Source organism: Enterocloster sp. 210928-DFI.2.20, assembly GCF_020554465.1.
GTDB lineage: Bacteria > Bacillota > Clostridia > Lachnospirales > Lachnospiraceae > Enterocloster > Enterocloster bolteae.
On record NZ_JAJCHK010000011.1, the window covers coordinates 145394 to 170838 of the forward strand.

The 25445-nt window shown below is 46.1% G+C and carries 17 protein-coding genes; 2 read left to right on the forward strand and 15 right to left on the reverse strand.

All coding sequences use genetic code 11. The features are described from left to right. Positions 1–13: 13 nt before the first annotated feature. The 6 genes from LI015_RS12355 to LI015_RS12380 form a co-directional block, all read right to left on the reverse strand. The gene (locus tag LI015_RS12355) at positions 14–3979 is read right to left on the reverse strand and encodes an ATP-binding protein (RefSeq protein ID WP_227125192.1); all 3966 of its coding nucleotides are present in this window, start codon (positions 3977–3979) and stop codon (positions 14–16) included. A gap of 63 nt (positions 3980–4042) precedes the next feature. Then, positions 4043–5743: a methyl-accepting chemotaxis protein gene (locus LI015_RS12360; protein ID WP_118019100.1), complete on the reverse strand. Its 1701-nt coding sequence runs from the start codon at positions 5741–5743 to the stop codon at positions 4043–4045. Between the two features lie 260 nt (positions 5744–6003). Further along, positions 6004–7332 (reverse strand): ABC transporter substrate-binding protein, encoded by a 1329-nt coding sequence (locus LI015_RS12365; RefSeq protein WP_227125194.1) that lies wholly within the window; start codon positions 7330–7332, stop codon positions 6004–6006. After that, entirely contained in the window at positions 7329–9449 is a 2121-nt protein-coding gene (locus LI015_RS28365; RefSeq protein WP_227125197.1) for a hybrid sensor histidine kinase/response regulator, read from the reverse strand. The genes LI015_RS12365 and LI015_RS28365 overlap by 4 nt, the downstream gene beginning before the upstream one ends. Before the next feature lie 53 nt (positions 9450–9502). After that, entirely contained in the window at positions 9503–12058 is a 2556-nt protein-coding gene (locus tag LI015_RS12375) for an ATP-binding protein (protein ID WP_227125199.1), read from the reverse strand. 17 nt (positions 12059–12075) lie between these two features. Then, complete coding sequence (locus LI015_RS12380; RefSeq protein WP_326929633.1) at positions 12076–13809, reverse strand: 5'-nucleotidase C-terminal domain-containing protein; 1734 nt, start codon at positions 13807–13809, stop codon at positions 12076–12078. Between the two features lie 526 nt (positions 13810–14335). Here LI015_RS12380 and LI015_RS12385 point away from each other — a divergent pair. Further along, the gene (locus tag LI015_RS12385) at positions 14336–14653 is read left to right on the forward strand and encodes a helix-turn-helix transcriptional regulator (RefSeq protein WP_002571294.1); all 318 of its coding nucleotides are present in this window, start codon (positions 14336–14338) and stop codon (positions 14651–14653) included. A gap of 41 nt (positions 14654–14694) precedes the next feature. Here LI015_RS12385 and LI015_RS12390 read toward each other — a convergent pair whose 3' ends face one another. The 9 genes from LI015_RS12390 to LI015_RS12430 all read right to left on the reverse strand — a co-directional run bounded on the left by LI015_RS12390 (position 14695) and on the right by LI015_RS12430 (position 24951). Next, positions 14695–15792, reverse strand: a complete 1098-nt coding sequence (locus LI015_RS12390) for a DUF4352 domain-containing protein (RefSeq protein WP_227125201.1) — start codon at positions 15790–15792, stop codon at positions 14695–14697. Continuing rightward, a complete protein-coding gene (locus tag LI015_RS12395) occupies positions 15731–16219 on the reverse strand; it encodes a hypothetical protein (protein ID WP_227125203.1) in 489 nt (162 codons plus the stop codon). Before LI015_RS12395 ends, LI015_RS12390 begins: the two co-directional genes overlap by 62 nt. 394 nt (positions 16220–16613) lie before the next feature. Then, a complete protein-coding gene (locus LI015_RS12400) occupies positions 16614–18488 on the reverse strand; it encodes an ABC transporter substrate-binding protein (RefSeq protein ID WP_227125218.1) in 1875 nt (624 codons plus the stop codon). Between the two features lie 24 nt (positions 18489–18512). Continuing rightward, positions 18513–21065 (reverse strand): response regulator, encoded by a 2553-nt coding sequence (locus tag LI015_RS12405; protein ID WP_227125205.1) that lies wholly within the window; start codon positions 21063–21065, stop codon positions 18513–18515. 295 nt (positions 21066–21360) lie between these two features. Then, on the reverse strand, positions 21361–22344 hold the full coding sequence (locus tag LI015_RS12410) for a (Fe-S)-binding protein (RefSeq protein ID WP_227125207.1): 984 nt from the start codon (positions 22342–22344) through the stop codon (positions 21361–21363). Then, positions 22328–23044 carry a TVP38/TMEM64 family protein gene (locus LI015_RS12415; RefSeq protein ID WP_002566007.1) on the reverse strand — a complete coding sequence of 239 codons (717 nt, stop codon included), beginning with the start codon at positions 23042–23044 and terminating at the stop codon, positions 22328–22330. Before LI015_RS12415 ends, LI015_RS12410 begins: the two co-directional genes overlap by 17 nt. 66 nt (positions 23045–23110) lie before the next feature. Next, positions 23111–23266, reverse strand: a complete 156-nt coding sequence (locus tag LI015_RS12420; RefSeq protein ID WP_227125209.1) for a hypothetical protein — start codon at positions 23264–23266, stop codon at positions 23111–23113. A 261-nt stretch (positions 23267–23527) separates the two neighbouring features. Continuing rightward, positions 23528–24196: a YdjY domain-containing protein gene (locus tag LI015_RS12425; protein ID WP_002571300.1), complete on the reverse strand. Its 669-nt coding sequence runs from the start codon at positions 24194–24196 to the stop codon at positions 23528–23530. A gap of 47 nt (positions 24197–24243) precedes the next feature. Beyond that, the gene (locus tag LI015_RS12430; protein ID WP_002566012.1) at positions 24244–24951 is read right to left on the reverse strand and encodes a TVP38/TMEM64 family protein; all 708 of its coding nucleotides are present in this window, start codon (positions 24949–24951) and stop codon (positions 24244–24246) included. Between the two features lie 298 nt (positions 24952–25249). Between LI015_RS12430 and LI015_RS12435 the strand changes: the two genes are divergently transcribed. Further along, a partial coding sequence (locus LI015_RS12435) for a transposase family protein (protein ID WP_227125211.1) occupies positions 25250–25445 on the forward strand: 196 nt, incomplete at its 3' end.

Below are 25445 nucleotides of genomic sequence, written 5' to 3' on the forward strand. Positions count from 1 at the left end.
GTACCAGTTCTCCTTATACCAGCAGCTTATCCAAAGTTTTCATGAGAGCGGGCATATCAATGGGCTTTGCCACATGCGCATCCATACCTGCCTTCATAGCCTCCTGTATATCCTCCGCAAAAGCATTGGCTGTCATCGCAATGATAGGCATATGGCGGCCTGTTTTTTGTTCCAGATTTCGAATGGCACGTGCTGCCTCATAACCATTCATCTCCGGCATCTGAATATCCATCAGTACAGCGTCATAGGTGCCGTAAGCCGCGCTCTGGAATTCGTTCAGCACCTGGACGCCGTTTGTTTTCACAACAGTTCTTACACCCTGTAACAATAACAGCTCGCTAAGGACTTCCGCATTAATCTCATTATCTTCTGCCACCAGCAGGCAGCGGCCTGTAAGCCTGTCTGCCCCGGACGGTGTTGAAACTCCCGTTTTATCCCCAGATTCCCCCCTATTGTCTTCCGAGGCAATTCTGTACTCCATCTCCACTCTGAAGGTAGTTCCTGCCCGTTCCCGGCTCTCCACAAGAAGTTCGCCGCCCATAAGCTCTATCAGTCCCTTTGTTATGCTGAGTCCAAGACCGCTTCCCTCGACATGTTCCGTATTCCGGTTCCGCGTAAAGGGCTCGAATAGATGGGACAAAAACGACTCGGGCATACCAATTCCTGTATCACGAATCGTGAAGCAGTACCGGACATATCCCGGTCCCTTGATCGTGGGGAGTTCCTCGGTCAGGAATGTTACCTTCCCGCCATCAGGCGTAAATTTAACCGCATTCCCCAATATGTTAATTAATATCTGGTTGATACGAAGGGCATCCCCATAAAAGTATGGATGTATAATATTGGAAGTCCTCACATCAAATTGCAGCCCTGCTTCCTGTGCCTGCTGTCCTATGATAGAATACAGCTGTTCCAGCAAGTCTGAAAGAAATACCTTGTCATTGTTTAACGTAATCTTGGACTGCTCGATTTTACTCATATCCAGAATATCATTGATCAGGCTCAACAGGTGTCGGGAAGAGAGAGTGATTTTGCGAAGGCAATTTTCCACCTTCTCCCGCTCGTCCAGATGCGCCCTGGCCAGTGTCGTCATACCCATAATTGCATTCATCGGCGTCCTGATATCATGGCTCATGGAGGAGAGGAAGTCGCTTTTGGCCCGGTTGGCCTCCTCTGCCAGCGCCAGCGCCTGCTCCAATGTTTCCTTGCTCCGGCGCTCCGCAGTCATCGTCTCTGTCACATCCTGACGCACAATACAGATCATCTTATGGTCCCCGTCCCCCCAGAGTATATTAATCTGCTTATACCGGATCTGATTCTCCTCCAGATAGGGAAGGACAAAATCATATCCTCCTGGTCTTTCCTCCAGGCGGGCAAGCATGTTCTGTAATCCAAAGCATCGTTCAACCTCCTCTTCCCCTCCTTTCGGAGCGTATTTTTTCTTAATATCCGCAAGCCAGCTGTCAATGCTGGCCCGCCTGGGTTCCAGGACCTGAAGCACCGCCTGATGCGTATACAGGGTAATGTGCCGGCTTCCCAGGTGAATGATTCCCAGCATCTCAAATGTATAGGCCACCACATTCAGCAACCCTTGCTGTTCCCTTACAGAATCCGTAATATCAGCTCTGGCCAGGCAGACCCGGCCCAGCCGCAGGTCCGTGGCGGAAACAGTCAGCTTCTTCGTCTGGATTTCTCCCGCCTCACCCAATATAGAATAGGATAGAGAATAGGGATCCTCCTGCTTAAGCCGCTCCAGTATATATTCCGGCTCCAGCATTTTCATTATTCGCGGCCTGTCCTTGGGAACCAGCTGTCTTTCCATCATGTATGCCAGGCGTTCTGAGTGGCGCCCTGATTTTGCACAGAGGTCGTCTTTTGTAAATCTTCCGCTCAAAATCGTACAGAAGTCATGAAACAGGTCCACATCCGCGATTAAATCATATCCTGAAGTAGAGAGCTTCTTCAAATTCCGTTCCGCAATGGTCTGCTCTGTTATATCATAAACGGTCAGGATTCCAGTGATATCTCCCGTGTCAGGTTCTTCCACCAGGTTTACCTTAAATTTCACATAACGGCCTCTCACATCCTTTGGCAGCCTGATAAAACAGTCCAGCTCCAGTTCCCGTTTGCCAGCCTGAAAAGCAGCCCGGGTAGGCTCGTTGAGAAAACGATTCATATAATCCCGCCGCTCTTTTTCATCCAGAATTAAAGTAGATATGCCTGTGAAAAATGCATCCCTCTCCGTTCCAAAGCATTCCAGAAGGCCAGAGTCCGTATAATCGCTGATTTCCGTAATCTGGCTTCTGGTAATATTACAGTGCCCCACAATCAAGGCATTTGGTCCTGGTGTCCGGTAATGCTGCAGAATCAATTCTCTGTATTGACGGCGAATCTGCTCCTGCTCCTTAAACTCCACGGTCAAGTCGCGGTAGCTGGCATAGAGAATCACCTCGCCCTCCCCGCGCCGGAGCATGGAAGTCATATTCTTAATCCAGATATATTCCCCATCTCCCCTTTTTATCCGGTATGTAAATTCCCGTTGTTCCTCACCGCTGGCCATAAAGTCGGATAATTCCGCATTCAGCTGTTCTACATCGTCCGGATGTACGGCTGCCATGCCGTCCTCACCGTATGATTTCCACACCTGGTCCATTGACATACCGCTCAGCATGGCATAACCGTCTGAAAAATACTCCGGCGTCTTACGCCCATCTTTTTCAATCCGAACTACTGCCACACCTCCCGGCAGCTTTCTGACCAGTGTCTGAAAGTATTGCTCTATGTGTTCTTTCTCTTTTTGGGCTTTCACTTCCTCGGTGACATCCCGCACATATTTCAGATAAGCCGGAATACCATTCCAAAGAGTTTCCCGGAAACGGGTACTGTAAAAACGGCCGTTTTCATGGTAATCCATGCCGTGGGCAGCACCATCCGGCTTATGACTCTTCAGCGTGCAGAATTCACATGGCTGATTTTTTCCATACAGGGCAGCATAGCATTTCTGCCCTATACAATCCGCCCCCTGACAGAGAAACCCGGCGGATTCACTGGTGTAGATCAATTCATAGGATTCCTTGTCAATGACATAAACACGCTCCGCAGTGTCATTGGCAATACTGCGGAACAGAATGGCGTCTTCAGACATTCCGGTGAAAACAGCATAAAACCGCATCGTGTCTGCTTTCGGTCCAATCCTGCGGCCGCTTATGTGAATCCACACCAGATGCCCGTCCTTATGCCGGATCCGGCAGGAAATATCCATGACCCGTCCGCTATCGACCGCACTGCGCGCTGCCGATAGCACCCTTCCCCGATCTGCCTCATATATTATGTCAATGGTGTTCCCTTTTACCAGCTCATTATACTCGCTTCTGGTATGCCCGGAAAGGGCAAGCAGGCCATCGGAAACAAAGTCCGGCACCGCCTTTTTTCCTTGAATCTCATAGCTGACTATTCCCCCCGGAATGGAATTAACCAAGTGCTCCATTTTCATCCTGGTGTCTTTCAGCTCTGTTTCCAGATGGACACAGTCATTTGGGTAAATACACAAACCACATGGAACACTGCACAGTGTCCGGTCCGGGCCTTCCGAACGGTTCCGGTACCGCTCCGTCTTCGTCTGAGCCCCGGTCACATCCACAATATACTCAATATGGGCCCGTGTTTCCTCCCAGTCAATCATCTTGCTGCTCACCTGGTAAATCCTCCGGGTAACCGGATCCATATAATTGCACACAGTAAACTCTGAAGAATTCGGTTCCTCATACTGGCAGAAGGGGCATGGACGACAGCGCCCGGCCGCTTCATAGCAGGTTATACCCGGACGGTAATCCTTCTTCAAAAAGAGTTTGCGGGCACGCTCATTGGCATAGAGCAGAACACGGCTTTCCGCCGAACAAACGATGATAGATGCCGGAGCGTTGTTCAATACGGATTCCACTAGTTCTGATGAACTTCCATGAAATGGATTTTGAGACATACACTTATCCTCCTCTCCGGTTCAGTCACCGCTTATTTCCCTGCCTAACCCGGCCCCACAGTTTTAATGATAGATGTAAGCATGGTCCTGATTCACATTTTCCGAACCGTCAATCTTAAACCGGCCTACAAGTTCTTTCAACATTTGCGCCTGCCCGCTGAGTTCTTCGCTTGCTGCTGCTGATTCTTCGGAAGTCGCGGAGTTATTCTGCACCACATAGGAAATCTGATCGATTTCCTGTGTGACCTGTACAATAGAACCCGCCTGATGTTGAGCCGCCTCATCAATTTTATCTACCGTATTCAGAACTTCATTTGTGCTTTCCACGACATTATGCAGGGATTCTGCTGTAATATTAGCGATTTTTCTCCCCTTTTCCACAGCCTGAACCGTACCGTCAATGAGATCCGATGTACGTTTGGCCGCGTCCGTTGATTTCCCGGCCAGCCTGCGGACCTCACCTGCAACCACGGCAAAGCCTTTTCCGGATTCCCCGGCGTGCGCAGCTTCCACAGCGGCATTGAGCGCCAGTATATTGGTCTGAAATGCAATCTCTTCAATCGTATTATTAATGGCCCTGATCTGTTCCGTCTTGGCGCCGATTTCCCCCATTGCCAGGAGCATTTCTTCCATCTGCCGGTTACTGACCGCCACCTGTTCCCCGGCTTTGGCAGTCAGGCGGCGCGCGGCTTCCATATTGGCAGCTGTCTCTCGCACCTGGAATGATATCTCGTTTATGGCAGCCGCAAGTTCCTCAATAGAACCGGCCTGATCCGCAGCTCCCTCTGAAAAGGTCTGGGCGCTGTCAGACACCTGGGCAGACCCGCTGAATACCTGATCGGCAGACAGGTTAATTTCATTAAGTGTATTTGACAGACTTTCTCTGATATTTATGAGCGCATTTTTTATAGAAACATAATCGCCCGTATATTCCGCCCGCGGGGCAACCGTAAAGTCGCCATTACTCATGGCTCCCAGCTGTTGGCCAATATCCTTGATAACCGCTTTCATACTGCCGCTCATCTCCCGGAACATCTCAGCCAACGTCCCCACCTCATCTTTTGAATAATAGTCAATCTCAATATTCAAAGCTCCCGCTGCAAGTTTTTTTGCTGCATCTGTGAGCTGCGAAATCGGCCGGCTGACAGCTCTGGACAGCACGGTGGTAACTCCCATACACAGGACCACCATAACCACCAGCAGAACGATCAGCATCACCGTGGCATTTTCTAACGCTATTCCTGCATCCTCATTAAACTCCAAAGCTTTATCTAATGCAAAATCCACAATTTCCTGAGATGTTTCTATTCCTGATTTCATAGCCGTTCTGAAATCAATATCTGCGCTGTTCTTGGCTTCCTCTATTTTTCCACCGGCAACAAGCCGGTTAATTTCCTTCCCCGCCGCCTCAATTTCGTCCAGGCTTTGGTACATATCCAGAATCAACTGCTGGTCACCAAGAAATCGTTTCTCCACAAGGGCAAGATTTGCTTTGGCCCTGCCGCTGGAGGCTAATACGGAATCAAAATAAGAAGGGTCCTCATACAGCACCATGCCACGTATTTCCCGTCCCATATTTTGTATTTCTTTCTGCAGCATAATACTCTGGGTGGATACAGTAAAAGGGCTTTGATAAAGCCTGTTAACAAGTCCTCCAATGTCATGCAGGCTTACAATTGCAATAATCATCATAGCCGCGGATATTGCCACCATAATTCCCAGCCCCAGGATTAATTTTTTCGACAGCTCCAGATTCTTTAACATTTACTTCATCCTCCCCTGAACCATGCCGTGGCTCTTTCATTCTCACCGATTACCCAGGTATATTCTTTGTTCATATGCCAATTAATTGAATCAAGTATAACAAAGATTGACAAATATATCAATCTTTTAAGACAATTCATTTTGCCGGAAATTATGTGTGCTGAGTCCGCATGTGACCAGCATATCCCGGGGCAGCGCTTCTGCATCCCGGCCTTGGATTTCAGGCTGCATATAACACCCTGCGTTTTCTCTGTTCCTGTTTACTTCGGACGCCCCTGTTCCAGGGCGGCATTACAGGTTTCATCAATTGCTTTCGCAACCTCTTCCGGGCTTTTTGTCCCTTTGAGCAGATCCTGGATATTGAGATAGAAAACATCCCGGACCCCCTGCCAGTTCAGGTTGTCCAGGCGGACAATGGTAGTCAGGTTGGGGGAATTCTCGCTATAAGCCTTCAGCATCCAAATCTCATCCTCATATTTGTCCATAACCGATTGATTGACCGGCAGGGTCCCCAACGTATATTTCATCAATTCCTCATCTGTATAGATATAGCGGACAAAATCCTTTGCCGCCTGAACTTTTTTTGTATCTCCGTTATCAAACACACAGAAACCATTAGTAGTAGCGACAACGTAGCCTCTGCCGTCCAGGCTGGGAAAATTGACAGGGAACACCTCCATGCCTCGGTCGCGGTAATCCCACAAATTGGTCAGGTTAGACATACAGATTGCCATCTGTCCGTTATAAAACAGATTTATCACATCTACAAATTCGATATTTTCCGCATTCTCAGGCACATACCCCTGTTCATCCAGGGACTTTAGCCAGGTAAGCGCCGCAATACCCTCCGGCGTATTTATGGCAAAATTTCCATTTTCATCATACAGGCTTCCGCCCATCGCCTGGAGCAGGGTCATAATATGGCTGTCTCCCTGATCGTTCAGGGCATACATCATAAAAACATAGGTGGTCTCGTCTGTAATAGACTCCTTCAATTCTGCAAACACCGTATTAAAGTCCTCGGTAGACCAGTGGGCAATGGTATCCTGTTCCGGAATAAATTCCTCCAGGCCCGCTTCCTCCATCATCTTCTTGTTGACAGCCAGCGTATTGTGCAGCTGCTGATAAGGCAGCACATAAACATGCCCTTTATAGGAGTTCTGCCTCCAAAGCGTCTCACTGATATCGGACCGCAGCCCGTCATCAATGATATCATCCAGAGGAACAAGCCACCCTTGTTCTGCCCAGGCAGAGGTGTTCCAGGAACCGGCATAAAAGATATCTGCGGCGTCCTCTGTGCCAATTTTATCCAGCAGCTGCTCTTTTTCATCCGTATAATTATAGCGGTTTATCTCAAAGTTCACATCAAAAGCGGTATATTGGGCGCTGAACCGCTCTGCTGCCACCTCCATCATCTCACTTATCTCTGCTTCCCCCACCCCCGGCACGCTGCCCAGCCCGATAGGCGGTGTTGCAATTCTAAGGGTGATCGATTCCGGGCGTTCATCTGCAGGCTTCCCGGAACTGCATCCCGTCATGGAAAAGCAGGCGGCAAAGATTAAAAACATACACAGCAAACTCTTTTTCATATCTGTTCTCCTTTTTCTATGCGGCTGATTTTGTCAATCAACGCAGCCACATCCAGAGGTTTTGTGACTGCATCGTTCATGCCCGCCGCCAGTGCTCTATCAAGATCCTCCTGGAACGCATTTGCAGTTACTGCAATAATCGTGATTGTTTTAGCGTCAGGGTGGCTGCTTTGCCGTATACGCCGGGCAGCCTCATATCCGTCCATCTCCGGCATCTGGATATCCATTAAGATCAAGTCAAAAAAACCTGCTTCGCCGGCTTCAAAAATATCCACCGCCTCTTTTCCGTTGACAGCCTCCGTCAGAATGCATCCCTCGTTTTCCAAAACGGTTGTGACAATCATCCGGTTCAGTTCGTTGTCCTCTGCCACTAAAATATGCTTATCCCTGATGGAAACGGCAGTCTCTCTGCCTCCTCTTTCCCTCAAAATATCCCTTTCTTTTGAAATAGGGAAGGGAATTGTAATTGTAAAGGCAGTGCCCTGTTCCGGCTTGCTTTCCACGGAAATGCTTCCCTGCATCTTTTCCACTAAAGTTTTACTGATGGTAGTTCCAAGCCCTGTTCCATTTTTATAAATTTTCCGGTTCTCCTGCTCAAATGGCAGCCAGATACGCGTCAAAAATTCCGGACTCATACCACAGCCATTGTCTGCAATCACAAATGTGGTAACTGCTGTCCCATTTTTCAAAGTCTGTATTGCGTTTAATGAGACTTTTCCGCCCTCTGGTGTAAACTTAATCGCATTTCCCAGAATATTCATCAAAATTTGTTTGATGCGGATTGGATCGCCTGCAATCCACTTTTGTTTGATTCCTTGTGTATTCACGGTAAAATCAATTTGCTTATGACGTGCCTGGGTCTCCAGAAGCGTTTCAACTTCAGATAAAAGCCCGTTCAAATCTATATTACGGCATATAAGCTCCAATTGCCCGCTTTCAATTTTGGACATATCCAGGACGTCATTGATGATGTCCTTTAAAAAAGCGGTCGAAGCAACTGTTTTTTGCAGGTACTCTGTCAATTTTTCTTTGTCATCCATGTTCTCCTGCATCAGATAACAAAGGCCAGAAATACCGTTAAGGGGGGTTCGTATCTCATGACTCATATTAGCCAGAAAGCTTGTCTTTGTCTGCTCTACGATACGAAGGGTCTTAACCTCATCTATTTTACGATAGATAAAAATCACAACGAATAAACACACAATCCCGATCAACACAAAAAACACAAGGGACTGCATCAACAGACGCTGTACCTGATCGGTCGTAACCTTGTCTGAAAGCTGGACCACAAGATTCCATCCGGAATGATAGTCGTCCTTCAAAGGCTCAATCAGCGTATAAAAGCTCTCACCATCCACGGAAAACCGAAACAGCTGCTGCTCCCCATTCTGTATACCGGATTGGATTCCCTCTCTTGTACAGCCTTCCTGAAGTTGAGTACTTTCTAAAAAATTGAGATAATTGTTGGAAATATTGCTGTCATAGACTGTACTGGAGGTGATGATTTCACCGTTAGACTGCATAACTACGGTCACGCCCATCTGATCAAAACTTTCCAACCGCATCTGTTCAGAGATGGCAGAAATAGGAACCAGGCCAACCATTCCAGCCACAGACTCTTCACCGCATCTGACAGGTTCAGACAAGCGCACGCCATAAACAACATATTCGCCCCAATGTTCCCGGGAGCTTTCGCGGAAAATCCCCGCAAAGGGGGCTTCTGAATTTAAGTAATCATCTTTCCACGCCATATCTTCAAGGCTGGTTTTCAGTGCAGTGTGGGAGTATACGACTCCCTGCTCCGTAACCAGATATAATCTCCGGAATGTTCCGGAAACCACGTTGAGCTTTAAGTCTTCAAACGCCTCGTCCATCGTGTATTCCCTGGCTGCATCCACACGGTTCGTAATTGTTGTAAGTGCAAGCCATTTACTGGACATTTGATTCAGCATATTCTGCCGGTCATGGTCGGCAATCTGCTTCATGAAAGACAGCGTTGTTGCATAAATGACATTACGGACGCTTTTCTGATAAATCCAATAACCCACAGAAAGAAAACAGAGAACAGAAATAATTAATATACTCAGCGGGAGAATCTTCACTTTTTTCTGATTCACAGGTTTATGCTCCTATCCTTAGTAATTTCAAAACATAATAAGCTATCTATTTTTTATTGGCTCTTTCCCCCTATTTGATTATACTCCCGGGCAATATCCTCCAAAGAAAATGGTTTTCCAATATGAGCATCCATTCCGCTGTTCAGGCACCGCTTCCTATCCTCCTCCAATACATTAGCCGTCATAGCTATAATCCGGACTGTCTTTGCATCTGCCCTGGACAACGTCCGGATTTTCTTGGTTGCATCACAACCGTCCATTTCAGGCATCTGCACATCCATGAGAATCAGGTCAAAAAATCCCACTTGGGAAGAATCAAACTGTTTTATAGCTTCCTTGCCATTGCAGGCCGTGCATATATGTGCTCCGGCATTTTCCAACAGCCCCGCAGCAATTTCCAGGTTAATTTCATTGTCTTCCGCAACCAGAATATTCATTCCGTCAAAGCTGGCAAGCTGTTCCCCTGTTTTTTCAGCTATAGCCCCTGACTCTAATTCGTGCAGAAGCCGCTCAACATCCGATTGAAAGGCTGGACAGACAAGCATTCCATCGGCATTTGTCTGATGAACCACCTCATTCAATTCATCCTTGTCATAACCGTTAATCACAATCCGGGGCGCACTTCCCACTGCTGCCTGCCGGATTTCCTCCACAAGCTGAATCATCTCCGATGAAACGTTCCACCAGATAATGCAGAGCGCCAATGGGCAGCCTTTCTTACAGATATCATCCGCCATCAAGACCGCCGTCTCCCTGGAGGAGGCTGTTTTTACGTTAAAGCCATTCTGTCCTAAAAGCCCTGTTAAATATGACCTGATATCAGGATGATGATGAACCACCAGCGCATATTTTCCCATACCAGAACTTTCCGTTGGCCCTGTTACACCTAAACAGCCAAACGGGAGTTCCACCTTAAAGCAGCTCCCGGCTCCAACGGTACTCTCCGCTGAAATTGTACCGCCCATTAATTCTACAAAACGCTTAGTGATAGGAAGGCCAAGGCCGGTACCGCCATATTGGCGCGTTGTACCTGCATTCTCCTGCTCGAATGGCAGAAAAATGCGTTCTATGTTTTCCGAAGATATCCCGCATCCAGTATCACGGACATAAAAAGCAATCCACAGCTTTTTATCTTCCCGTTTCTGTTCCCGCACCTCCAATGTTACGCTGCCGCCTTGTGGACTAAATTTCATGGCATTAGAAAGCAGATTAGTGAGAATCTGATTCAGGCGCAGGGCATCCCCCTCTAATTTTTCCTCAAGATTGCCTGATAGGAGGATATTGTAGGAAATCCCTTTTTGTTTGGATTCATCATAAAAGGTTATCATCAGTGCTTTCAAAAGCACACTAAAGTCAAACGGTTCATGATGCAGCTCAATCTTTCCGCTTTCAATTTTTGACATATCCAGCACATCATTAACCAATGCCAGCAGATGTTTTGCGGACAGGTCAATCTTATCCATACAGTTAAGCACACGCTCCACCTCACCCGCATGCTGCCGGCCCAAAGCAATCATTCCAATGATACCATTGAGTGGTGTACGGATCTCATGGGACATCTGGGACAGAAAATTTCCTTTAGCATAGCTGGCAACTTCCGCCCTTTCTTTCTCCGCCAATAGAAGCTCATGGTTTCTTTTCTCACTTCTTTGGTATAACAAAAAAAAGACCAGAATAATCAGCAGGATGAGTGCAAATACTGCTACAGCCATTGTCAGCAGGAAGTGACTTAAACTGGATACCTGGGAATTAACAGTATCATAAGACATGCTGGTACACAGGTACCAGTCGGTATCCTGGATTGGTGAAAAATAAATATATTCATGCCGTTTGCCAATTTTTAAGGATACCATTCCGGATTTTCCACCTGTAATCTTTTCCCTCATCTCTTCCAGGCTATATTCATCATCAAATTCTGCCTGCTTCTCCAGAGTTGAAAAAAAATTTGCGCCATATTTGGCTGCCTCGGAATAGGTGCTTGCGATTACAAAACTGCCGTTGCGGAAAATAATATTGGAATAGGAATCTGTCCCTTCCTTGCCCAGTGCCAGCTTCTGATTTATGACGCTGGTATCAATTCCAGCCACTATCGCCACCAGGCGTTCTCCTCCAAGCTCCATCTTTTCAACAGGTATACCCAACAACAGCATATTAGTATCCCAGATACCCTCATTAAATGAAATTACCCGCTTCTCTCCTGACAACAATAAATCAAGATCCTTAATTTTAGAAATTGCCGAAAAGGTACCTGTGGAGGAATAGGCAACTCCCGTACTGCTGATCAGTGCCAGCTGGTCAAATTCATTTTCCTGTTGAACTTTATAAAAAAGAATCTGATTCAACTCCTTTTCACTGTTCAGCTCTATTTCATGTAAATAGTCCGCAATCGTTTGGATTTGTACAAACAGGCCGTCCATATTAGTAGAAAAGTGGCTATTCAACTGCTCCGTCATTTCCTGCAGGTAAATCTGGCTAATCTTAGTTACTGTATCGGAAGATTTACTGCTGTAAATATTCTTAACTGTAATACCGCCAAATAGAAGCACACATACAATGCTTATCCCAAACAGAAGGAAGATGATCCTCCGCCTTACTCTCTCTTTCAGCATGGCACCCTCCCTCCTCATTAATATCCTTTTTTCGCTAAATCAGTAATCCGGCCAGTCGTTTTTTTATCAATCATTGTATCTCGATGATTTTCAAAATACTGTGCCAAAGCATCCCGATAAGTCATATTAGTTTCCAGAATAAGATTGACATTTCCCCTGGTTGTCTGTCCGTCGTAGCAATTAAGCATCTTATATCCATCCCCATTACCTTCTGCATACCCCTGGCGTCCTGCCATATAATCGTTGACCGCTACCTGATACGTACTGTTTTGATCCAGCTCTGTTCCATCTGCCAGTCTAATCTCTGATACTCTCTGTCCCGCCGGCTTCCTGCTGTCAAAGATATAGCTGAACCCGGACACATGGAGAAACCTGCCGCCGGGTAAATCATCTGTTATTGTAGTCAGACTGTTTTCCATCATCTCCCATAATGTCTTTCCCTTCATTTCTAAAATAATAACTACGTTATCATAGGGACATACCGCCGACAGCTCCTCTCCATACACCTCGCCCTGGTACAGGCTGCTTCGAATCCCGCCGCCGTTGACGACCGCAATTGGCGCTCCCGATGCTTCAGCAACACTGTCGGCCAGGAGATTGCCAATCTCTGTTTCACCCAGGCGGACATTATAGTTTTGGAGAAGCATATCATGCCCTACGGTTCCTATCACGGACAGGTCGTAGTCCACAGTTTCAGATCCTTCGTAATAATATCGGTCCACGGCCTCCAAGGCCTCCTGTAAAGTCATTTTACCAACCAATGTCTGCCGCACCTGGCTGCCCAGGTATTCTATGACTCTGTCAGGAAATTGAATGTTATAGATATAGCCTGACTGAATATATTCTTCCAGCCCCTCAGGGATAAATGCGGTATCCGGCTGGTAATTATGCAGGTAGGAAACACCCATCTGAAGATCTTTCATAACCGCTTCCTGTCCCTCCGATGTAGAAATCAGCTCCAGAACCCGCTTTGCTGCCTCCTGCTTCTCCTCATTTACAGCGGCGTTGACCGCAACATATGCTGACGGTGCAAGGAGGAGCCAGTTTTCATTTCCCTCATCGCTTAATAAAGGCAGCATCCGGTAGGAATACTCAGGTGCGATTCCATCCTGTACATAGGTTTGATTTAATTCCCTGCATTCCTGATACAGCGATGAATTACCAAATGAAACTGCAAGCGTTCCATCTGCCATACGCTGTGCATCCCTGATTAAGTTCCGCTTTCTTCCCATAGCGGCTGTATCCAGCAATCCGGCTTCAACCATTTGATCGGTCAGGGTAAGCATGCTCTCCCATGTTCCGGTGAACGTTGCTTCCTTTCTCCGGAAGGCCGCCAGCCAGTCAACGCCATCCACTGTACCTAAGAAGTCCGGCACCATATAGCCGGCATAATATGTGCCAAGCTCCGCGTTGGTAGCACTCGAAATGGAGAAATTGATTCCATCCTCTCCAACACCAATCCCCAGTTCCTTCATTTTTCCCACCGCTTCCAACAATTCCTGATTACTGATGGGAAGCGGTATTCCGGCCTTCCGGAAAAAGGTTTCGTTGACAATATATCCACTGTACTGACCGGGCAGCGGCAGGAAATAGGTGATTCCGTCGACCTGCAGCTGCTGCATTACAGTGCCGTCATAAGCTGTGCTGGCTTGTGTATCACTGATGTCCAGCAAATATTTTTCCGAAATCTCATCAGAAGGCTGGGTGAAAACCACCAGTTCCGGTCCCATGCCTTTTTCCAGTCTTCGCATTTGTTCGCTTGGATAGGAGAGCCTTTCAAATTGCAGATCAATGTCAGAATATGTATCTTCTACCAGCTTCTCTAAATTACCGCACTCATTAAAATACAGAATGCTAATGACTGTCTTTATATCTTCCGGCTCCTGTGCACATCCCGCCAACATGCATGCCAGTATTATAAAACAAAGACAGTGAGAAGTTGCTTTTTTGAAATACAACCCAGGGAAATTAACATAGCTTTGGACTTTCATTAGATAATAGTTTTCTTTCATTTTATCTCTCCCCGCTTTTTCAACGGTATTATCAGCAACCGCAGCAAGCACGTTATCCCCGAATCTGTATCCTTATTCGTCATTTTGCTTTTTGAAGAAGTCTACAGCCCTCATAGCCCCATGCCATGTATAGTAATAACGCATTAAAAAACGAAACAACGCAAATAATAATGCTATATTTATTTTTTATTAGAATTATAACACATTAAATATGTATAGTCCAGGCTTTGATTTTGTTATTCTATTCAGAAAGAGGTATTATTATATGGATGAAGAATTTATTCGCAACCGGATTACGGAGCTACGCTTAAAAAGGAATGTGTCCGAATATCAAATGAGCCTGGACTTGGGGCAGAATAGAAGTTATATTCAAGCAATTTCTTCTGGTCGGGCCCTCCCTTCAATGGGACATTTTTTGAAAATCTGTGATTATTTTGAGATCTCACCGATGCAATTTTTTGACTCTGAAATCGTCAACCCACAGCTTATCCATAAAGCGATGGATGGTATGAGAAAGTTAAATGCTGATGACATGATTATGCTGATTGGCTTTATTAACAGACTGCAGGCAGATGAAAAATAGGCAGACACGAAAGCGGTGTCTGCCTCAGATTTTTTATCTGATTACTTACAAATCTTTGGAATTATTCCATACGAAATCCGTCCGCTTTTTTCAAGCTCCCCTGCAACATCCTCCGGTATATGATCTGAAAAATCCAAAGAAATCCACGCATTATCGACAATGCCGGTGAATGCGTTGCCATAGGTCAGCACAAAGCGTTCAATCCCCTTTGGAACCTGAAAGGCCACATATCCTTCTGCTTTACCACCAGGATAAACCTGTTGGATTTCTTCTGTTTTTAGAGTGTCCCCATAGAGTGTCCACGCGACTACTTCACCGCCCTGCCCGGTGAGTATGGTATAGCTGTCCGCATCAAATTGGGGGGCATTGTTCCCATCCACCTCTTTTACATTGACTGCGATTTTCAATACAATCAATTCTTTATCAGACTCTGAGAGATAATAATAGGAGGGGTGAAGGAACTTTTCTGCCAGCTCACCTCTATATGCTTCCTGCACACAGATATTCCCGGAAAACGGGGAACCCAGTTTCTCATCGCGCATTGGCATATAATTCAAATCCACTGTTTCCCCCATTTCATATGGGTTATTCCAATGTCCCTTTTTTTGATTGAGATCCCTGATTGGATTTTCTAAAAAAACCGGACTGGGATTGTAGGAGGCAAATCCGTCTGGCACATCATATGCCTTATCCAACTTGAAATAAAGCATTTTATCATTAAGGCTCTGGTAATACATCGTCGGAGAATCATCCGGTTTATCAATTATCACGCCAATCCAGCCGGTGGCTGTACCTCCCGGCGCAATGCTGCAAAGGTCATGGGGTCTGAGATACAAAAGGTTTTCATAGCCGTATTCCTTGCCGGTTTTACTGTTAATAACCCCAAAGTCCATTGAATCTATAATCAGTAAAGCATCATCGTCCAAGTGGGCGGACGGTATATTTACAGTCAGATTGATTAACATATACTCCTGGCTGTCTAATATCTTCTGTTCGTCCAAAACATAGGCAGATAAGTCATAGAGCTGTTCTTCTGCTGCTTCTCCCCTCAGCACATTGTTCACTTTCAGTTCAATCTCATAGTGTCCGAGCTCCTGTCTGCGTTGTCCCCTCTTTAGCATTGTCAAATAAGTTATCATCTATGTATCTTCGCTGCAGGAAGTAATCATAGGTTGTTCCACTTTCGGAAACAAGTTTAAATATATTCACATCCCGCTCCCCTATGTCTACTGTAGTATTTTCCTGCACATCCGAGAGGGTAAATGTAAATCTGGCCATCATAAGTTCTTCCTCATCGCTGAGTTCCAACGCCTCATGGTAGTCCGCATACCCGCCGGCAGCTGCAAATATATCCTGGGCCGTCTCTCCGCGGACAACATCCTCCAGTACTATCTCCGCCTTAAAACGAATCTTTTCTTTTAATGCTTCCGTGCCGTCATAGTACATCACCTGCCCCACACCGGCCGGATTCTTCTCTGTCCCATACTCCTTTTGCGAACAGGAGCACAATGCCGTGAGGCAGAGCATGACAGATACATAAAGCAATTTTCTTTTCTTGTATTTCATATGGTTTCTCCTTCGATGAATTCATTTTCTCTTCTGTAGTAAACTCCCGGAATACTCATAAGAGAAGGTGTGGCCCGCTTGAATCACACCTCCCTGACGGCAGAGTTTACGTCCGGTGATATCCTCCTTCTGCAATACTGAAATATCTGGGATTATACATCTTAAAGGTTACATTTTGGTTTCTTTTTTATCTTTATTAAAAATCATATGAATAGCAAAAAGGACCAGCTGCATCAGCCGGTCTTTTCTTTGTTTATATCCAATGCTTATATCAGATATATTCCCATGCTCTTCAATTATAGTTTATAGTTGCAGCCAACCCCCACTCCATTGTTTCCGTGCAGGTTGCCATCCAAATGGATCAGCAGTGATTCCCCGGAACCTCTGGACAAAATTATTCTTTTATATCAAACGTGTAGTAAATGCTGACACTGCCCGGTTTGACGCATCCCTCCGCCTTTATTTTTTCAGTCAGGACCTCGGTCAGAAGCCGGCCCGTTCTTTTCGGTTCCGATACCTGTTCCGGTTCCAACACGCCTTCCAGATAGGCCACTGAATAGCTTTTATCCGGTTCTATCGCGCTTCCGTCCACCATGGCCGCTTCCGCAATCCGCGCTCCTATTCTGGCATTCCGCTCATAACGTACCTTCATGCCTGCCACGGCATATGGATGAAAATGCTCTGTCTCTTCCGCCTCACGCTCTTTTTCTGAATAAGCGCCGTAATCAAGAATTTCCAGCAGTTTCTCACCTTTGACCTGTGCAGTCCAGCAGTAAACCGGTACCGTATCATTCCTTTGTGCAATCCGCTTCACATCCTGCTCTCCAATTGTTCCTGCATAAAGCTTCGACAGGACACCCTGCACTGGATCAAAGCCTCCTGCTTCCGACACACCCATAAGAGCCACATCCGTTCCAAGCACTTCCCGCATGGTATCAGCCTTCAGCTGCGCAGTTTCCAGAATGTCAAAATTCTCTGCAGCTATTCCAATAGAAACTTCCTCTTTTACTTTTCCTTCCATAACTTCCCTGCAATGCTGCATGATTTCTTTCTTAGAAATATCACCTCTGATATAAGAGGTCAACTCCGGCTGAAGGACAGGAATCAGACTGCCCAGGACAGGGCGCATCACATAGTTTCCCTGCATTACCGCCCTCCTGATTCCGTCAAACACCTTGTCGGCAGGGATAACCGCGCCTTTCACAGTGGATACCATTCCGATATTGTCCTCAATCAATAAATTCTGTCCTTCATCTGTCGAGATAAACTCCAGAATATCCATGACCGCTTCCCGCTTAGCCATATTCTCAGGCTGCTCCAGATATTTTCCAGCGCCAAAATAATATCCAAGGCTCAGGAGCCAGCCCTGGTTGTCCGCCACCCCATACTGGGGATAAAAGGCAAACTCATCCGTTCCCTCTTCATTTAATGCTTTGATTGTATTGATTTCAGCAGTTGTCATAGCCAGCTGCCGGTTCCGGAGCAGTTCAAGCCTTTCTTCAGAACTCAGCGATAAATCCTCCACGCGGATAATTCCCTCATCCATCATCCGGCTGTATACATCCAGAGTGTCTTCCAGGGGTTCCTGTGAAGACGCCCTGCCTGCCAGAAAGTCCTCATACCATGTCTGCCCCTCCACCGTAGTCATATAGTCCATTGCGAGTCTTACACAGAACACATACATGGGCATATTGGCATGACCCAACGGGAACTCACATCCCCGGATCCCGGAATCATCGATCTGTCTGCACAGCGCCAGATATTCTTCAAAACTTTCCGGCACCTCCCATCCATGCTCCTCAAACAGTGTTTTGTTATAAATATATGCATTAAAACTCAGGGGCCCCGGAACAAAATAAATCTCCCCCCTCTCATTCTGCGGCAGCGCATTTTTTGTATAGTTAGCAGGAAAAGACATGGTCGACAAATCCATCAGGCTCTCCGTGGTGTCCAGAAGAGCGATACGTCCGGCCTTGGCCATCATAATATCGCAGGTATCCCCGCTCTTAATTCTGGCTGTGAATTCACACTCAGCGTAATCTCCTGTATACAGATACTGCACCAGGTCAATATTCGGAAATTTATTCTCCACTGCCTCCTCAAAGTGAGGCAGCGGCTGGATACCGTACAGGGTAACGGTCACTCTGTCATTTTCTGTCCCCGGAGCAGCAAAACCGTCAATTTCTTCATTGTGCTTTTTCCCGCACGATGATAATGTCAGTACAGTCAGAACCAGCGCAGATATACAAAGATAATTTCCAAGCTTCATCTTCAAGGTCCCTCTTCCTTTATTTTATATTAAGACGCGGGTTATCTCCTGCATCAGCGAAACAGCATCAATCGGCTTGGAAAGATGTCTGTCCATTCCGGCCTGTCTGGCCATGGCAATGTCCTCTGCGAATGCATCTGCCGTCATGGCAAAAATCGGGATACTTCCCGCATCCCGGCGATTCATGCCGCGAATCAGCCGTGTCGCTTCATATCCATTCATAACCGGCATCTGAATGTCCATCAGAATCAGGTCATAATATCCATCTTCCATACTGGCATACCGGTCTGCACCTTCCCTTCCATTATACGCCGCATCAACCGCAGCCCCCGTTTGTTCCAGCAGTTCTTTTACAATCTCCTGATTAATCAGATTGTCTTCCACCAGAAGAATCCGTTTTCCTGCCAGAATGGGTGTTTCTGCACACTCCGGTCTCCGGACAGCTTCCGTATGAAGCACATACTGCCTGACAATCTGCTCCAGTGTGGACTTAAAGATTGGTTTGCGCACAAAACCGTCCACTCCGGCTTCCGAGGCTTTCGTTTCCATATCAGCCCAGTCATAGGCGGCCAGAAGGATAGTCAGCTGTCTTTCCCCAGCAAGCTCTTTGAGTCTGCGCACAGCCTCACAGGCATCATAAACCGCAAGCCCCCTATCCAGAATGACAAGCTGGTAGTCCTCCCCTTTCTCACGGGCCGTCCTCATCAGTTCTACTGCTTCCAAACCACTGCCGGCTGTACTGGGTACCAGTCCCAGTCCATTCATAAATTCACATACACATTCACATATCTCCGGGTCTGCTTCTACCAGAAGGCACTTTACCGAAGATATCGCTATTCCCTCCGATTCAGAATCCATTTCAGGCTCCGCCCGACAGAAATCCAGATCCACAGTAAAGATACTTCCCATCCCCGGTTCGCTCTCCACACGGATACTTCCGCCCATGTTAGCGACAATCATCCCTGTAATCGCCATCCCCAGGCCGCTCCCCTCAATATGATCCACCCGTGAATCACGCTCACGTACAAACGCTGTAAAAATATTGTTCTGGAATTCCCGACTCATCCCCATGCCGGTGTCCGATACGGTAAAGGTAAAATGCGCCTGCCCAGGATGTGGTGATAAGCTTTCCTCAACCGTAACCCGGATGCTTCCGCCCTCCGGAGTAAATTTTATCGCATTGGAAATCAGATTCATCAGAACCTGGTTCATCCGGACAGAATCAAGCATCAGATGTTCATGGCGGACTTCCCGGATACAAATCTGGAAATCCTGGTTTTTCTCTTTCACCAGCGGAGTTATCACCACGACAATATTTTCAATCAGCTCCGCTAAGGATGTTCTTTCGGCATGGATTTCCATTTTTCCGCTTTCTATTTTTGCCATGTCTAAAATATCATTGACAAGTCCAACCAGCAGTTTTCCGGATCTGCGGATCTGACCTAGACAGTTCATGGTTTTATTCGGATCATCCAGATGATTTACCGCTATTTCCGTCATGCCGATGATGGCATTCATTGGAGTACGAATGTCGTGGGACATACTTGTAAAGAAATTTGTTTTTGCTTCATTTGCGCTTTCAGCCGCCTTTCTCGCCTTCTCCTCCGCCCGCAGTATCTGCTTCGCCGCATCAGAATAGAAGATAACAAATCCTATAATAATCAGGGCGCATACACCAGCCATCAAAAAGAATGCATGATAAGAGTACTGTTCCATCTTTCCGCTCACCGCTTCAACAGGAATCATACTCACAAGAATCCAGTTTTCACCTGTAATCGGAGTATGATTGATATAATAATCCTTCCCTTCAAACTCCACGGTCATCAGATTATCCTCTCTGCTGCCGGTCTCAAGTCCCCTGCGGAATTCCTCTGGGGAACCGTTTTTAAAGGTCAGTTTTTCCAGGCTGTTCAGCAGATTATATCCCTTTACCCCTTCACTATTGACAGCAGAAAACACCTCCGTCCCATCTTCGTGTATCACATACAGATTACTCTGCCCCTGAAATGCCTCAATCTGCAGGACACGGAACAGCTTATCTGTGTCATAGCTTACACCGATCGCTTTCATCTCCTTGCCATTGATTTTAAGCTCCTCGATTGGCATAAAAAAAATCAACCGGTTTTCATCTTCATAAATCACATTATCAACAATCGCTTTGTTGTGTTCTGTCAGAAGACGGCCCGTCACGTCTTTATAAGTTAAAAGTGAATATGTGTGTGTCCTGTCATAGTACTGGGAATTTTCATCAATCAGACAGAGGGTCTCAAATCCCCAATCAGGCTGTTCCCGCACAGCATAATCCTGGAACTTTTCAAGATCTCCTCCCGACATATCCATCAAATACCGATAAAACATATCTAACATCGTCCACTGGCTGCTGCAGTGCTTCTCAATCGCCGCCGCCATCTGCAGAGATACCTCATTCAAATACTGAGAACTTTCCGCATACATGGTCTGCTGCGCCATCCTTGCATAGAGAAAGAGCAGTCCTGCAACCATCATCGCAAGGACCACGCCCAATATATTCCTGCTTATTTTCCACACTCTGGGTTCACTCGCTCTTATTTTTCTCATGTTTACCCCAATGTTCCTCATTAGCTTATTTTACTTTGTTCACATACATAGTAATTCACTTAAGTATATCAAATAAGAATATAAATAGCAACAAAGGGAGAGCTTTATACAGTTCCTTGACAATGTCCCGTCCATTGTCATAGGATTATAAGATGGTCCGCCAATCAAAGCATAAAATTGCTTCATAGGAAATACCTCTGATACAGCTCCATCCGAAAAAGGTTCATCTGTCCGCAGCACCTATAAGTTCTTTGATTTCCTCTTTTGTCATCTATCCTTCCCTCTCCCAAGACCCTTACCAGAATCTAGTCATCATCCTGTTTAACATTGACTTTGCCACATCCGGCTGTTCATGGCAATCCAGGATTTCTGTCAGAAGGTGCGAGACACCCTGACCGCCATTACGCGTCAGGTTCCCAGCACAGGATGCACAATACGTATAGACATGCTCATATCCTTCCGCTGCCACACTGCATGCCATACCTCTGGCCAGATCCGGTTCCTTTCCTCCTGCACAGCCTCCCAATCCACAGCACTGGGTCCCCTCTATAATTTGGGGGTTCTCCAGAAGGAATGGTGCCAGCCATGATACCCACTGCTGTTCTTTCCTGTCCGGACATGGCAGGAACAGACCTCCCTTCCCCTCTACCTTCTGCCCTATTCCAAGTTGTGATAATTTTTCATAAATACTAAGGACCTGTATTTCCAGCTTATCCTTCAGGAAATAATAACAATTGGGACAGAGCATAACGATTTCCTGTATATCTGCAGCACGAAGTCTCTCATTGAGCCGCCTGATAATCTTCCCTTCCTGTTCTTCCAGTCCAAGTTCCGACACCGGTTTGCCGCAACAGTCAAACAGCACCCCCATGTCTGCCTCATCCTTCAGTATTTTGATTAATTTCCTGGTAGTCTTCGGATAAAAGGACGGGAAATTGCATCCTGGAAACAGTACACTTCTGCCTGACATATGCCGCTCATTCCGAAAGATATAATTTTTCTTTTCCGCCAACAGCATTGCATATCCTTTTTCCCGGCACTTCCCGTTGTTCTCTTCTACCTCAGTCCGCCGCATGTCCAATATAATACCGCGGCCATCAATCCCTATGGGACATACCTGCGAACACATTCCACATAAGAAACAGTGATACGCAAGCTCCCTCAGTTTAACCGTATCACCGATATCCGCCTTGTACTTTGTCAGAAAAGAACAGCGTTTCTGACAGAGATGGCAGTGTATGCATTTGTCTCCATCCTTTATCCTAACTTTCCTGTCCATTGGCCTCCTCCGCCCGCTCCGGCTGAACCACGTACTTTCTCTTGAAGTACACTCCCATGCCCATGACGATTACTGCCAGTATAACCGCAATACTGATATAAAGCACCCTGTTTTCCTTATCCGCTAAGCCTGATGTTCCTATGGTATACATGGCTGTACCCGGCAGCATAAAAATCAATGAGAATACAGAGTAGGTGGTGAACGGAATATCCGTAACGCCATATGCAAAATTCTGAAGATTATAGGGGAACAGAGGTACCAGCCTGGTAATCATCAGCACAAACAGTTCATTCTTACCTGCTTCATCGAAAAGCCACTTTTTAAGGTATCTGTTTTTCATAACGACCGGTTTAATACTATCCTTCAGGAAAAAGCGGCCTGCCAGAAACGCTGCCATGGCACCTATCATAGTAGCAATAGAACAACAGATTGTTCCCAATACCGGCCCGAAAAGCAGTCCTGCCAGAACGGCAAAGGTGACCCCTGGCAGAGTTAACGCCACACATCCCACAACTGTAATCACGATGTACAGGAAAATTGCATTCATCAGGTTTTCTTCTGCCATCTGCCTGAGAAGATTCAAACTTCCTGCTCCACTCAACACGGCCGACCAGCCAAATATATGGTTGCAGGCTAAAACGGCTGCTATCATTCCAATGAATAGAATTAGTTTTTTATATGTATGAAATACTGTCTTCATCTCCATCCCCCATTGACACAAATAAGCGTTGAACTTTTTCAAAGCACAACGCTTACTGTTTTCCTATTATCTGTCCGCCTGTTTTAACTTTAAGATATCATTCAGGCCAATAATGAACATGCCTGCTACCGTAATGATACATAATATCAGATTGATTTTGGAGAACGGTATCCTTGTCTGATGGATTCCCTCCCGCACCAATGCGGCCGGTACCACCTTCATCCGTTCACTCCCATACAAGACAAGCCCTATCGCTGAACAAACAACCAAATTACCGGCTGTGAAGAGGCTATTAAACACGTTTTCCCTTTTCCTGAAAACAAACCACGCCGCCACGGTTGAAAGAATTAACAATCCCCCAAAAATATAACCTGTATTCACCCGCATCTGCAGCCATTCATTCTTAAAACACAGAATAGCCATGGTCATAGCCCATAAAAAACTATTATAAACAATTTTAAATAGCTTCATCATATCAATCGGTTACTTTGCCAGACGGAAAATAACGGTTACCCGGGTACCATCCTCCGGCAGCACATCCTTATCCCCGTAGAACTTGGCAATATCATTCTGGGTAGTTCCCGTAGGCCAGGCTGCATCACTCACAATACCTGTTGCACAACTGTCCAGACAAAGCACACAGCCTGTATTATTTTCTTTGGCGCTCTCAATATTTCCTCCAAACCGCAGATCCATGGTATAGTCTTCTGTGCATTGAATGATATCCCGGAATGGAATTTCATCCTGTCCATCCCATTTTACGAAGACATCGAGCTTATCCCCATCCACAGATTTCCCATTATCCGGTCCTGCTTTCATGTCTGCTGCGGTTAAATTATCACCGGCTTTGGCTCCGATGTCAAGCAATGCCTGATAAAACTCCTTCTCGTCAGCCAGGCCCCGCAAAACCGCCTTTTCCCCGTTGGAACCACCCTTATATACAATACCATGTCTGGTCGGTTCTGTAAAATATGTACCATTTACTTCACAGAGCATGAGGATTTCTTTCTTATCTTTATCAACTGTCATGGTTTCCTCTGCTGCATTCTCCACAGACTTACTTTCCACAGTATTGCTCTTTCCTCCGCAGGCTGCAAGCGAAAATACCATTGCTGCCGCTGCCATCATTGCTGCTAATTTCTTCAATTTCATCACGAAACCTCCATGGTCGATTAGATATTGTCTGCAATATCCGCATATTAATTCGAATTCTTTTTCTTTTGCTTTTCCACATATAACTGCCTGAACAAAACAATGAGCGCTGACAGCGCAAACAGCAGAAGAAGCGCAGTGACAAACATCTTAGCGCCACCAGTCAGCATCCCGCCAACATATGAATAAATTATAGTGGCTGGAAGCTGTCCAATACCAGTGGCAATGAAAAAGCTGCCAAATGACATGGATGTCAGGCCAGCCGCATAGCTTACGATATCAAAGGAAATAAACGGCAGCAGTCTTGCAATGAGTATGCTGAGACGTCCATGTTTTTCAAAAAACTCATCAATCTGCTTCAAACCGGTTCTGCTTGTAAGTTTCTCTACTGCATCACGCCCCAACAGCCTTGCGATATAGAAGCATACTGCCGCCCCTGCCATGGCGCTGGACCATGATAAAATGGCTCCTTTCCACCATCCAAACAGATTTGCATTCGCAAATGTAAGCAGAAACGCAGGTAACGGCGCTGCTATAGACTGCAGTATCATCAGCAGGAAGGACACCAGCGCTGCGTAAGCACCATACGATTCGACAAACTGCCGTACCACGGTAAAATCCCCGCTGGCAAACATCTTTAGAATGCTATTCATTGTGGTATTAACAGATGGTACAAAAAAACATACCAGTATACCCAACACAATCAGAGATATAACAACATATTTCCCTATCTTTTTTGATTTTTTATTTTCCATATTCGACCCCCTTTCCCAAATACTTACCATATCCATTCTAATCATCTGCCATGCCATTGACCAATGGTTCTTTTCTATACATTAATAGCCAGGATAGAATAAATCTATACATGTTTATCGTTGGGGGTGACTTTCTCTTTTCTTATTGAACCATAAAAAGGTTCTATACTGAATGTTGGGGTGTGCTGAAAAGCACACTTCCAACATTCTTTTCGTTGTAATAAAATACATCTATAAGAAGCCTCCTAAACACATTATCCCGACCAAAGTTTAATGTTACGGAGGTGACCCCTTATAGATGTACCCTAATTATACCAAGGCCTTCCTTAACTTGGAAGGTGTTTTTATTAAAAAAGTGGTTCAGGCAGACTCTTTCATTAAAATTTTCATCCAGTCCCAACCGGTAGAACAGACTTGTCCCTGCTGTGGGGCTAAAACTAAACGGATTCATGATTACCGTTTACAAGAAGTCCAGGACATTCCCTTACTGGGAA